General features: G+C 49.3%; 11 protein-coding genes. 4 read left to right on the forward strand and 7 right to left on the reverse strand.

Features of this window, described 5'->3' with window-relative positions:
* Window positions 1-112 precede the first annotated feature (112 nt).
* Both CYJ98_RS01355 and murI read left to right on the forward strand, forming a co-directional pair.
* Window positions 113-1,342 carry a multidrug effflux MFS transporter gene (locus CYJ98_RS01355; protein WP_101756389.1) on the forward strand — a complete coding sequence of 410 codons (1,230 nt, stop codon included), beginning with the start codon at window positions 113-115 and terminating at the stop codon, window positions 1,340-1,342.
* Window positions 1,343-1,403: 61 nt separating this feature from the next.
* Window positions 1,404-2,213: a glutamate racemase gene (gene murI, locus CYJ98_RS01360; RefSeq protein WP_101756388.1), complete on the forward strand. Its 810-nt coding sequence runs from the start codon at window positions 1,404-1,406 to the stop codon at window positions 2,211-2,213.
* Between the two features lie 71 nt (window positions 2,214-2,284).
* Here murI and CYJ98_RS01365 read toward each other — a convergent pair whose 3' ends face one another.
* The 5 genes from CYJ98_RS01365 to CYJ98_RS01385 form a co-directional block, all read right to left on the reverse strand.
* Window positions 2,285-2,824, reverse strand: a complete 540-nt coding sequence (locus CYJ98_RS01365) for a hypothetical protein (protein ID WP_101756387.1) — start codon at window positions 2,822-2,824, stop codon at window positions 2,285-2,287.
* Between the two features lie 147 nt (window positions 2,825-2,971).
* The gene (xth, locus tag CYJ98_RS01370) at window positions 2,972-3,742 is read right to left on the reverse strand and encodes an exodeoxyribonuclease III (RefSeq protein ID WP_101756386.1); all 771 of its coding nucleotides are present in this window, start codon (window positions 3,740-3,742) and stop codon (window positions 2,972-2,974) included.
* A gap of 167 nt (window positions 3,743-3,909) precedes the next feature.
* Entirely contained in the window at window positions 3,910-4,188 is a 279-nt protein-coding gene (locus tag CYJ98_RS01375) for an ArsR/SmtB family transcription factor (RefSeq protein WP_049331758.1), read from the reverse strand.
* A 414-nt stretch (window positions 4,189-4,602) separates the two neighbouring features.
* Window positions 4,603-6,384, reverse strand: coding sequence for an extracellular solute-binding protein (locus tag CYJ98_RS01380; protein WP_101756384.1), 1,782 nt, complete (start codon window positions 6,382-6,384; stop codon window positions 4,603-4,605).
* Window positions 6,385-6,483: 99 nt separating this feature from the next.
* On the reverse strand, window positions 6,484-7,686 hold the full coding sequence (locus CYJ98_RS01385; RefSeq protein ID WP_101756383.1) for a YihY family inner membrane protein: 1,203 nt from the start codon (window positions 7,684-7,686) through the stop codon (window positions 6,484-6,486).
* A gap of 99 nt (window positions 7,687-7,785) precedes the next feature.
* Between CYJ98_RS01385 and wrbA the strand changes: the two genes are divergently transcribed.
* Both wrbA and CYJ98_RS01395 read left to right on the forward strand, forming a co-directional pair.
* Window positions 7,786-8,391 (forward strand): NAD(P)H:quinone oxidoreductase, encoded by a 606-nt coding sequence (gene wrbA / locus CYJ98_RS01390; protein WP_101756382.1) that lies wholly within the window; start codon window positions 7,786-7,788, stop codon window positions 8,389-8,391.
* Window positions 8,392-8,602: 211 nt separating this feature from the next.
* Window positions 8,603-10,780 (forward strand): TonB-dependent siderophore receptor, encoded by a 2,178-nt coding sequence (locus tag CYJ98_RS01395; protein WP_101756381.1) that lies wholly within the window; start codon window positions 8,603-8,605, stop codon window positions 10,778-10,780.
* 189 nt (window positions 10,781-10,969) lie between these two features.
* On the opposite strand, the gene aroG is transcribed toward CYJ98_RS01395, so the two are convergent.
* Together aroG and CYJ98_RS01405 are read right to left on the reverse strand one after the other, a co-directional pair.
* A complete protein-coding gene (gene aroG / locus CYJ98_RS01400) occupies window positions 10,970-12,013 on the reverse strand; it encodes a 3-deoxy-7-phosphoheptulonate synthase AroG (protein WP_101756380.1) in 1,044 nt (347 codons plus the stop codon).
* A gap of 278 nt (window positions 12,014-12,291) precedes the next feature.
* On the reverse strand, window positions 12,292-12,969 hold the full coding sequence (locus CYJ98_RS01405; protein WP_101756378.1) for a TIGR02117 family protein: 678 nt from the start codon (window positions 12,967-12,969) through the stop codon (window positions 12,292-12,294).
* Window positions 12,970-13,179: the final 210 nt, after the last annotated feature.

Genomic DNA, 13,179 nt, shown 5'->3' on the forward strand with positions numbered 1-13,179 from the left:
CAGTGATTGGATAGGGTTGAAATCTGCTATAATTCCATCCAATCCGCAACCGTCTGACAAGGCGGTTGTTTTCTTTGTTTTTTGAATATTTGTTACGAAAGCGAAAATCGGAATGACTGCACAACAAGCCCCTTTGGGCGAAAAAACCATGGCCGTGCTGATGGCGATGTTGGTCGCGCTGATGCCGTTTTCTGTCGATGCCTATCTGCCTGCGATTCCCGAAATGGCGAAGTCGCTGGGTTCGGATATCCACCGCATTGAGCAAAGCCTGAGCTTTTTTATGTTTGGCGTGGCGTTTGGTCAGGTGGTCGGCGGTTCGATTTCGGATATTAAAGGCCGCAAACCTGTCGCCTTGGTGGGCTTGAGCATTTACTTTGCCGCCGTTATCGGTTTAACGATAGTGAATAATGTCGAGCAGCTGCTGAACTTGCGTGCCGTGCAGGCGTTTGGTGCGGGGATGACCGTGGTGATTTCCGGCGCGATGGTGCGCGATTATTATTCCGGACGCAAAGCCGCACAGATGTTTGCCTTAATCGGCATCATTCTGATGATTGTGCCGCTGATGGCGCCGATGATTGGTGCGGGCTTGCAGAATTTGGGCGGCTGGCGCATGATTTTCGGTTTTCTGGCCTGCTATTCGCTGCTGCTTTGGGGATTGATGTGGTATTTCCTGCCCAAGCCGCACCAAAAAGGCAAAATCAGCATGGACGTGTTCGGCGTGGTAGCCGGCAGGTTTAAACGTGTTTTGAGAACACGCGCCGCGATGGGCTATCTGTTTTTCCAAGCTTTCAGTTTCGGTTCGATGTTTGCCTTTTTGACCGAATCGTCGTTTGTGTACCAACAACTGTATCATGCTTCGCCAAATCAATATGCTTGGATATTTGCGCTCAATATCATTACCATGATGTCGTTTAACCGCGTTACCGCATGGCGTTTGAAAACCGGTACGCATCCGCAAAACATCCTCAAATGGGGCATTATCGTCCAATTCGTCGCCAATTTGCTGATGGCGGTTTTGGTGTTGTTGCTGTCTTTGCCGCCTTTGTGGGCTTTGGTGCTGTGCGTGATGTTTTCAGTCGGTACGCAAGGCTTGGTCGGTGCGAACACTCAAGCCTGCTTTATGGGCTATTTCAGCGAAGAGGGCGGCAGCGCAAATGCCGTTTTGGGCGTGTTCCAATCCCTCATCGGCGCATCGGTCGGCATGGCCACGACTTGGCTGCACAATGGTTCTGCCTTGGTAATGGCCGGTATGATGTTGAGTTCGACCGTGTGCGGTATCGTACTGTTGTGGGTTTGCTCGCATCAGGCTTGGATGGAAAACGATAAAAAAGAATATGTTTAACCTTCATGCCGTCTGAAAAACGGTTTCAGACGGCCTCGACTTTATATTGAAGAAATTAACCATGAGTACCAGCAAACAACGCCCCATCGGCGTATTTGATTCCGGCGTCGGCGGCTTGACCAATGTCCGCGCCCTGATGGAACGCCTGCCGATGGAAAACATCATCTATTTCGGCGATACCGCACGCGTTCCCTACGGCACCAAATCCCGCGCCACCATCGAAACCTTCGCCATGCAGATTGTCGATTTCCTGCTGGAAAACGATGTCAAAGCACTCGTCATCGCGTGTAACACTATCGCCGCTGTTGCCGGACAAAAAATCCGTCAAAAAGCAGGCAATATGCCCGTATTGGACGTTATCTCAGCCGGCGCGGAAGCTGCTTTGCAAACCACCAAAAACAACCGAATCGGCATTATCGCGACCAATACCACCGTCAACAGCAACGCCTACGCACGCGCTATCCATTCGCAAAACAACGACACGCTGGTGCGTACACAAGCCGCGCCCCTGCTTGTGCCATTGGTGGAAGAGGGCTGGCTCGATCACGAAGTCACCCGCCTGACCGTATGCGAGTACCTGAAGCCACTCTTGGCCGACGACATCGACACGCTGGTGTTGGGTTGTACCCACTTCCCACTGCTCAAACCGCTTATCGGCCGCGAAGCACAAAACGTCACCTTGGTCGATTCCGCAATCACCACCGCTGAAGCCACCGCCAAAGCCTTAGCGCAAGCAGGTTTGCTGAATACAGAGAACGACAATCCGGATTACCGCTTCTACGTCAGCGACATCCCACTGCGTTTCCGCACCATCGGCGAACGCTTCTTAGGCAGAAGTATGGAGCAGATTGAGATGGTAACGTTGGGTTGATGGGAAATATTAAAGGCCGTCTGAAAGGTAAAAATAAGAAGGTCGTCTGAATATTAACAGACGACCTTTTTTCATATTTTGGTTTTCAATAGACGTAAAGACATTAAAAATCTTACAAACCTAGATTTATCAGCGTAGCCCATAACAACATTTTTTGATATAGCCATTTCAATAACTGTATCAGCATATCTTATTTGTTCATTAATACCATTAGATGATTTTATTTCATCATGTGCATAAAATATAATAACTTCATGACCAATTTTAAAAAGGTTAATATCTTTTCTGTTATTTGTATAGATACTTTCATTCCATGTTCGGCCATCAGGCAATATCAGTTCGAATGAATTAACTGAGTCTTGGCTATCTTGGCCTGCTTTATAGCATCTTTTTATTACTCCTCTAATAATATTTGTTTTCATCACTTTGTTTTTTATATTTTCCCACCAGAGTTCAGATCCATATAACCCTAAATTCCCTTTTAAACCAACATGCGGTTTATTGGGGTCTAGGGTTACTTGTTGAACCAGATGCATAAAGCTTGGATCTCTTTCTATTTCAATAGAAAGATCATAGACTAATTTAAAATCCTCATTAATATCTAGTAACATATGTACTCCTAAATTTTCAAACTTTGTTCTTATTGTAATCTCAAAAACAAATAGATTTGAGAATTCAATCTATATTTTATTGTGCACAATACCAAGGCCGTCTGAAATCCAGTTTTCAGACGGCCTTATTATTTATTTACTCAAAATCTAACAGTCAAACTCGGCAATCACCGGCGCATGGTCGCTGGGGCGTTCTTGGGCGCGGGTTTCTAGGTCGACAGTGACGTCGGTGAGGGTGGCGGCGAGTTCGGGGCTGGTGAGGATGTGGTCGATGCGCAGGCCGAGTTTGCGTTGGAACATGGCGCCGCGGTAGTCGAACCATGTGTAGAACGCGCCTTCGGGGTGGACTTTGCGCAGGCTGTCGGTCAGGCCGAGGTCGAGCAGGTTTTTAAACCATTGTCTTTCGATGGAGGAGCAATGGATTTTTTCATGCCATTTTTCGGGGTCGTAGCAGTCGGCATCGGCCGGGGCGATGTTGAAGTCGCCGAGCAGTACGAGTTTGGGGTGGGTGGCCATTTCGGTGCGGACGAACTCGGTCAATGCAGCAAACCATTGTTCTTTGTATTGGAATTTGGGGCTGTCCAGGGCTTCTCCGTTGACGCAATAGACGTTGATGACGCGTACGCCGTTGATGGTGGCGGCGATGACGCGGCGTTGCGGGTCATCGGGGAGGGCGGGAAGGCCGCAATGTACGTCTTGTGGCTCGTGGCGGCTGATGATGGCGACGCCGTTATAGGTTTTTTGGCCGCTCCAGACGCAGTGCCAGCCCATCATTTGCAGGGCGGCGGCCGGGAATTTGTCTTGGTCGAGTTTGAGTTCTTGTAAGGCGAGTATGTCGGCTTGGTGGTCGGCCAGCCAGTTTTGTACTTGGGGCAGGCGGACGTTGAGGGAATTGACGTTCCAAGTGGCGATTTTCATGATGTTTCCGTGTGTGCTGTTGGGTGGGAAGGCGGCGGATTGCGCCTGTGGGAATGGGCGGTATTGTATAGCGGATTGGTTTATTTTTCGATATGGGCTGAAAGGGGCAGGCCGTCTGAAAGCTGATGTTTCAGACGGCCTTGATGTTGTGATGTGGAATAATTTGTTTATTCGGCTTGGTCTTTGAGCGTGCGTAGGGTATTGAGGATGGTGGTGGCTTCTTCGGAGATGATGCGGTATTCGATGATGCGGTGGTAGCGCGTGAAATCGATGATGCCTTCGGTGCGCAGGCGTGCGAGGTGGTTGGCGATGCCGGTCGGGGAGGAGTCGAGTGCCTGTGCCAGTTCGGTAATGCTGCGGTCGCCGTCAAGCAGTAGAAAAAGAATGGCCATACGTTCGGGGTTGGCAATCAGTTTGAGAATGGTAGAGAGACGCTTGATTTCCATATTATTGTTCCTTTTGTTTGTTATATGAATGCTTGATTTGGGTTAAATTTGGATGATTGTAGTTTTTATTAAGATTAACCTTATAATTCAAAATCTTACCTTGCAGTGTACACGGTTTTGTAAAATTTGAGGGCATTATTTTGCAATTTTTTGTTCATTTTCGAGATTTTGCTTCGGTTGCGAAAATGGATTGGAAAGAGACGAAAAGGCCGTCTGAAATGTTCCGTTGCAGATGATTTTGCTGACGGATGTTTCAGACGGCCTTTGATTTGGCTTTAAGTTGTTTTTTCTTTTATGTTTGTTTGGAATCAGTCGATTGATTTTTTTTAAACAAACAACTAGGTTTTATGATTCTATGCTTAGGACTACACGCCAAGGGCTTGTCAGCCGTTTGGACGTGTTGTCGAAATGCGACTACTTTTTCTTCCAGCCTGCGGTCATGGCGAAGGTGATGGGGTCGTAGTATTTCGGCAGCTTGGACGGAATGCCGACATCGTTACGGTACACGACGCGATAGCGGTCGGCGAACCAGTTTGGAACGATGGTGTATTGGTGGCGGATCAGTCGGTCGAGCGCGCGCGAGGTGGTTTGCAGCTCTTTGCGGTTGGTAAAGCTGTTGAAATGGGTCAGCAGTTTTTCAACCGCAGGATGACAGACGCCGGATAGGTTGCGGCTGCCTTCGGTTTTGGCGGCGGCGCAGCTGAAGTAGTCGTATTGCTCGTTGCCGGGGCTTTCGCTGTTGCCGTAGTAGCCTGTGGTCACGTCAAAATCGAAGTCGTTCATGCGTTTTTGGTACACGGCGGAGTCGGCGGTGCGCACGTTCATGGTAATGCCGATTTTGGCGAGGTCACGCTGCCATTTGGCGGTAATGCGTTCGTAGTTTTTGCTTGGGGCGAGGAATTCAAAGGTCAGCGGTTTGCCTTGTTTGTCGACTGCTTTGCCGTTTTTGTATTGATAGCCGCCTTTTTCAAGCAGGGCGCGTGCTTTGAGCAGGTTCGGGCGCACGCCCAGTTTGGGGTCGGTAACCGGCGGCATAGGGACGTCTTGATCCAATACGCCGTCGGGCAGCTTGGTACCCAATGATTTGAGCAATACGGTTTCCGCGCTGTCAGGCTTGCCGGTTGCGGCCATGGTGCTGTTTGTGAAGAAGCTGTCGGTGCGGCGGTATGCGCCGTAGAAGATGCGGCTGTTGACGCTTTCGTAGTCGAAGCTTTCAATCAAGGCACGGCGGACGTAAATATTGTCCAAGGGCTTGTGGCGCATATTGATGACGAAGCCTTGCATGCCGGCTGTGCTGTTTTGTACCCATTCGTGTTTGGACAGATTGCGTTTTTTGAGGACTTCGTCGGAGTAGGCGCGCGCCCAGTTGCGGGCAACGTTTTCTTGTACGAAGTCATATTGGCCGCCTTTTAACCCTTCGATGCGGACAACTTCGTCTTTGACGTATTTGATGCGGATGTGGTCGTAGTTGTAGCGGCCTTTGCGCACGGGCAGGTTTTGAGCCCAGTAGTTTTTGTCGCGGACAAACTCGCTGATGCGGCCGTTTTCGGCTTTGGCAAAACGGTAGGGGCCGGAACCGATCGGCAGGCTGTTGGGTGCGGCTGCCAGACCTTTGGGATAGCTTTTATGCGAGAAGACGGGCAGGCTGCCGAGAATCATGTGCAATTCTGAGTTACGCTGCTTGAAGCGGAATACGACGGTGCGGTCGTTGGGCGTTTCTACTTTGGCTACGTCGCTCCAGTAGAAGTGGTACATGGGGGCGGCGGCTTTGTCTTTGGTCAGGATGTTAAATGAAGCGGCAACGTCTTTGGCCAAAACGGGGTCGCCGTTGTGGAATTTGGCTTTGGGGTTGATTTTGAAGGTAACGGAAAGACCGTCCGGCGCCAGGGCGATGTCTTCGGCAATCAGGCCGTAAACGGCGTAAGGTTCGTCCATGCTTTGCTCGGTCAGGGTGTCGAGCGTCAGCATGCTGATGCCGTATTCGTGGTTGCCTTTGAGGGTAAAGGGGTTGAGCGTGTCAAAAGCACCGAGGAAAGGCGTGGTAAACGTGCCGCCTTTGGGGGCGTTGGGATTGACGTATTCGAAAGCGGTGAAGTTGGCCGGATATTTGGGTGGTTGGCCAAGGCCTACGCCGTGGGCGGCAAAGGCGGCAGATGGAATCAAACCGAGCAGAGAGAGTAGGGCTGGTGTTTTCATCTATTTTTCCTTGTAGGTTGAATATTGTATTCAGTAGTGTGCCGATTATAGCAAAGGCCGTCTGAAACTTGATATTTTTGCTTTCAGACGGCATCAGGTTTAAGAGGATTGTTTTTTTGTATGGGCGCCGAACTCGGCAAGCGTCATGTTCAAGGTTTCCAAGCAGGGCTGCATGATGTGGTCAACCGTTTGATTGACCTTGTCTTTATTAAGCGTTTGCGGACGGTAGACAAAAAGTTTGAACAGCTCCGCCAAGTCGATGGACTCCGCTCCCATTTTCAAGACCCATCCCTGACGGCCGAAATAGACATAACCGTGTTGCGCCAGTTTTTCTAAAAGCTCGCCCAATTCATCGTAGCCCATATTGATATGCCGTCTGAACTCCTGCACCGGCAATGCCTTGCCGCTTTGTTGGGCAGAGTCGAGCAGCAGCAGGATTTTCAATACATCGTCAAAGCGGCCGCGCGCATCCAGACTGCGGCGGAACGCTTCGCCGCGCCAATAGGACAGGGACGAGGTCAAAACTGCGCCGCCCAATACCAACGTCCATAACAGGTTGAGCCACAACAGGAAAAACGGTACAGCGGCAAATGCGCCGTAAATCGATTTGTAGCCGTCAAAGTTGCCCATGTACCAAGCGAACAAAAAGCGTGCCGTTTCCAAGCAAAACGCCGTTACGGCCGCGCCGACCAAAGCATGGCTGGCAGGCACGAAACGGTTGGGTACAAAGCGGTATAAGCCCCACAGCAGCAGCGTAATAAATGAAACCGTGGTTATGCCCCTCAACCATTCCGAGCCGCCCACTACTTGCACCTGACCGATCACGACCGACAAGCCCACGCCCAAAGACAAAGGCCCAAACGTCAGCAACGCCCAATACACCAAAAACTGCATCATCCAAGGCCGTTGCGAATTGACGCGCCAAATCCGGTTGAACGCATTGTCTATCGTCCGAATCAGCATCAGCGAGGTTACGACCAACATCACACTGCCGATCGCCGTCAGGTTGGTGGCCTTATCGCGGAACGCATTGATGTAGTCAAACACCATGTCCGCGCCCTGCGGCACAATGGTGCGGTTGATAAAAGAGACAAATTCCCCCGACCATTGGTCGAAAACGGGGAAGGCAGAAGCGATGACGACCATCACCGTCAACACGGGCACCAAAGCCAAAAGCGTTGTAAACGTCATGCTTGCCGCCACCTGCGGCACACGCTCCTCATCAAAACGGCGCACGACAAACCAAGCGAACGCCACGCCTTTACTCTTTAAAAAACCTTGCCACCATTGCGAAAACGGCATAACCTTTTCCCACTTTTAAATTGAAATTTCTTCTTTTCAGACGGCCCGAGTATTTAAAAGGCCGTCTGAAACCTGACAGCATTGTAACGGAAATCCCAAATGAACCCAAATCCCCTGAAAATCCTCGTCCTCTTTTATTCCCAAAATGGCAGCACGCGCAACCTTGCCCGCCAAATCGCACGCGGTATCGAAAGCGTGGACGGTTGCGAAGCCGTATTGCGTACCGTTCCCAAAGTTTCCACCGTTTGCGAAGCCGTTGAAAAAGACATTCCCGACGAAGGCGCGCCATACGCGACTGCCGACGACCTCAAAAACTGCGCCGGCCTCGCGCTCGGCAGCCCGACACGTTTCGGCAATATGGCCGCCGCGATGAAATACTTTATCGACGGCACCATTCCCCTTTGGCTCGGCGCAGAACTCGTCGGCAAGCCTGCCACCGTATTCACCAGCACATCTTCGCTGCACGGCGGCCAAGAAAGCACCCTGCTGACCATGATGCTGCCCCTGCTGCACCACGGCATGGTCATCAGCGGCATTCCATATACCGAGTCCGCGCTCAGCAATACCCAAAGCGGCGGCACGCCTTACGGCGCAAGCCATGTTTCCGGCCACGACAGCAAGCCGGCATTGACTGCTGAAGAAAACGATATTGCCTTCGCACAAGGTAAACGTTTGGCAGAATTGGCACGAAAATTGGCAGACTGATTACCTTGTAATAAAAAGATTAAGGCCGTCTGAAAACCTGATGATGCGGGTTTTCAGACGGCCTTTCTAGTTAATTATGATTAGTCTTAAAGAAATATTTTTAATGAAACAAATGACTTAGAAAATAGTGATTAGAACATAGTTTCATCGGACTACATCTTTTTGATAGAATCTGCGACCAAATTGTAAAGATAAGCTAATTGGAGAGGCTATGTCACTACCTGTATTCCCCTATGGCAAATTAAGCTTTGCCGTCAGTCTGGCGCTGTGTTCGGCGTATTCTTTTGCGACCGAAGTAGAAAATACCCAGCCGCAAGAACATGTCGATTTACCGACAGTTACCGTCCAAGGTGTCGGTAAACAGACTACTTCCAACTACACCATTCCCGCTTCCTCCGCCGCGACAGGCATCCGCCTGACCCAGCGCGAAACGCCGCAGTCCCTGTCTGTCGTAACGGCAAAACAAATCGAAGACCAAGGCTTGGACAGCCTGCAGGACGTATTGAAACAAACACCGGGCGTATTCCACAGCAAAATGGGCAACAACGTATCCGGCCACAGCCAATTTATTTCGCGCAGTCAGGCGATTGACAGCATTTCCGTGGACGGCGCGCCCAAATTCCTTTACGACGGTAAAGCCATCCGCCGCGGCACCAACAATCTGGACAGCACATTGTACGAACAAGTCGTCGTCGTACGCGGCGCAAGCGGTTTGTCCAACGGCGGTATGGGCGAGCCGGGCGGTACGGTTGCTTTGGAACGCAAAAAACCGACTGCCAAACCTGCCGTCAGCGTAGAAGCCGGAGTCGGTTCGTGGAACCACTACCGCTTCGTCCTTGATGCCAATCAGCCTTTGAATGCAGACAATACCTTGCGCGGCCGCGCTATTTTGGTCAGCGACCATGGCGGCGATTACCTGCCGAACACTTCGCGCCACAATCACACTTTCTACGGCACTTTGTCTTACGATATCACGCCGCAAACCCAATGGCGCCTCGGTACGGAAATACACCGTTTCCGCAATACCGGTAGCTCGCGTTTCAGCTATCTGACCGCAGCAGGTTCGCGCCGTACTGGATTCATACCGTTTGAGTCTTCGCCGCGTAGCAATTCGTCCGCACGCTGGGCATACGGCAAAGACACCAGTGCCGAAGTATTCACTTCCCTCAGCCATGAGTTTGACAATGGCTGGAAACTGACAGGCGATTACAGCCATGTTTCGGGTAAAAACGACATCGTTTCAGGCATTGCCGGTACATTTGAAATCAATTCCGATTACTCTGCACTTTTCACTTCAGACCGCGACCGCAGCAAATACCGCGACCAGAATTTTTCATTGACCTTGGACGGCAATTATCCAGCGTTGGGCCGTTCGCATGAGTTCAATGCGGGCATCAGCTATCAGGAAAACAAAGAAAACCTGTCTTTCTATGAAGAAGGCGAATCGACGATTCCTGATTTGCGCCTCTTTAACGGCAATATCGCCAAACCCGATATGCCGTATCTGCGCGATGGTTTTTCACGCATGAAAAACCTGTCGGTTTACGGCTCGACCCGTTTCAAACTGACCGACAAACTCGCCTTTATCGGCGGCAGCCGTTTTGTGGATTGGCGTTACCGTTACAGCACCAGCCGTAACAAATTCGCACACAGCAGCCACAAACAAAATGTTTTCATTCCTTATTTGGGCGTAACCTACGACATCGGCGACAATCTGACCGCCTATGCATCTTACACCACCATTTTCCGTCCGCAAGTACGTTACCTGACCAAAGACGGCGCGGCGCTCAAACCGCAGCGCGGCAAAACCTACGAGACCGGTTTGAAAGCGTCATGGTTTGAAGGCCGTCTGAATGCTTCCGCTTCCGTTTTTATGAACAAACGCGACCATTTGGGCGTTGTCGCAGGCAAATTCGCGAATGGCGAGGAATACTACCGCGCAGCCGACAACACCACAACAAAAGGCGTGGAACTCTCTGTCGGCGGCCGCCTGAGCGATAAATGGCTGCTGAATGCGTCTTATGCACGTTCCAAAATCAAAGACAGCGAAGGTGTTCAACTGCATCCGTCTTATCCGGTTCATCTGTTCAAACTCTTTACCGCGTATGACGTAACCGACCGTTTGAACCTGGGTGCCAACGTCAACTGGCAAAGCCGAAGCCACACGCTGGACGAATACCCTGCAGACATCAATCCAGCTGCCGCGGCCGCGTTGACCCAACGTCCGTACGCAACGCTGGATTTGACCGGTCATTACAAAATCGGCAAATCCACCCGCATCAGTTTGGACTTTGAAAACGTCTTTAACAAACGCTATCGCACCATGCCGGATATTCACGTTTACGGCACGCCGCGTAGTGTGACTGCAACGGTTAAACACACGTTTTAATTGAAAAGAAAAGTAGGACAGGCCGTCTGAAAACCTGAATGATCGGGTTTTCAGACGGCCTGAATATTTCTAACATATTGTTTTTATGTCGAACCTGACTAAAAATTGCTCGGGATCTTGAGCAAAGAAATCAAAATGACAAACGCAAAAAAGACCGGAACATATCCGGTCTTTTTAATGGTTTCGCACTTACGCTTGGTAACCTTTCGCTTCGGCAAGAAGGGCCAGCAATTCTTCAGTCGTATCCCAACCGATGCAGGCATCCGTAATACTTTGACCGTAAATTTCAGGCTTGTCTTGGCGGCCTTCAACCAAGTGGCTTTCCACCATCACGCCCATGATATTTTCTTCACCGGCTTTCAGCTGCTCCGCAACATCGCGCGCTACATCCATTTGTTTGCGGAAGTCTTTACGGCTGTTGGCATGGCTGCAGTCTACCATCAGTTTGCTGCTCACGCCGGCTTTTTGAAGCTGCGCAACCGCGTCTTTAACGTGTTCTGCGCTGTAATTAGGCTCTTTACCGCCACGCAAAATTGCATGGCAGTCAGGGTTGCCGCTGGTGTGGACAATTGCGGAATGACCGGCTTTGGTTACAGACAGGAAGTGGTGCGGATGATTGGCGGCGCCGATGGCGTCGATGGCGATTTTCAGATTACCGTCCGTACCGTTTTTAAAACCGACAGGGCAGGAGAGTCCGCTGGCCAATTCGCGGTGTACCTGGCTTTCAGTCGTGCGCGCACCAATCGCGCCCCAAGAAATCAGGTCGGCGTAGTATTGCGGCGTAATCATGTCCAAGAATTCAGTCGAAGCAGGCATGCCCATTTCGTTCAAAGTCAGCAACAACTGACGCGCTTGGCGCAGGCCGTAGTTGATGTCAAACGTACCGTCCAAGTGCGGATCGTTAATCAGACCTTTCCAGCCAACGGTTGTACGCGGTTTTTCAAAATACACGCGCATCACAATCAGCAGCTCTTTCTCATATTTTTTGCGCAAAGGCAGCAATTTTTGCGCATATTCTACCGCCGCCTTAGTATCGTGAATCGAGCATGGGCCGATGATAACCAGCAAACGGTTGTCGCGGCCGTGAACCAAATCCGAAATCTCATGACGTGTTTTATAAACCAAATTGGCAACGTGAGGCGTAACAGGCAGCTCATACAAATGTGCGATTGGAGGGAGTAACTCTTTGACTTCTTTGATTTTAATGTCATCGGTAGGGTGGTGTTGGGACATGATGAACTCTCTTGTTTATTTTTGATACAGATTACAGGTTTTAGCAGAATTAAACAAGGCTTAGTTTTTTGTTTTAGCAATTTTATTCTAAAATTTCTTTATTTTAATTATTTTATAGAATTTAAAATCAGTTTGTTTATAAAAATTAATATTTAATGCTATTAGAAAATTTCATTCATATAATAAAGGGCTTTGAGTTTTTATCAAAATACAGGCCGTCTGAAAATTTCAGACGGCCTGAAGTTTTACATAGACCCATAAATTGAGAAGCGTGAAGGCTATCGGTATTGTTCCAGCAAGGGCGAAGAGAAAGGAGTCCAATACACGCCTTTAAGGCCGCTTTCAACCAATTTGTCATTCAGCCAAGTGTTACAAGTATTGAATAAATGATAGCGTCCTTTGGCTTCGTAAAAAGCATCGTTAGACTGATGATGGATTCCTTTTAGCAAGATGGGGTGCCCATTTTTTTGTTGAAAACCGGCCAAGAGCGATTTTGTTAAATTTCTGTATTGCTCAGGCGTGACCAAAAATTTGACGACGTAGCTATTTTCTCGTGGTTCAAAAGGATAATAAGTAACATGAATCAACGTACGGTTCAGCCCGCTTAATGCACTTAAAGCATTGGAGAAAGTCAAATCTTTCCACTCAGGCGTGTATAAATAAAAATTGCGCTCCCCCCAGCCTAAACCAATATGCGTTATCTGAGGATCAGCAGTGAGCGTGTCTTTTGGATTGACGACATCCGACCAATCAAAAATATCATTCTTCAGTGGCATGACTACATCAGTATGCACGCCGTTACTGACTAAAAATAAAGTAATTTCCCCTTTGGGCTGCTCTTCATTAAGCGGCAATGAAGCCATCATCCAAGCAGACAAAAAATACAATAGGGCAAAAATAGGGATGATCAGCGCTATTTTGACGATTTTTTTGAGGATGTGAAGGAAGGAACGCATTCGTTTTTTTAAAGGCAATTAAGTTTGAAGGTGTGTATTTTCCATTAAATTTGTACTTTTTTCATTAGAAATGAGTGGGCGGTATAGTTATTAAAAAATAGTTAGATTTAGAAGTTGATTCACGCAAATTTCTTAAAAATTTAATTGGAGAGAGTTTTAAGGTTTGTTGATAAGGGGATTAAAATCAACTGGATTTATTACCTTTCAGAC

The sequence above is a fragment of the Neisseria perflava genome, assembly GCF_002863305.2.
In the GTDB taxonomy this organism is placed as follows: Bacteria; Pseudomonadota; Gammaproteobacteria; order Burkholderiales; family Neisseriaceae; genus Neisseria; species Neisseria perflava_A.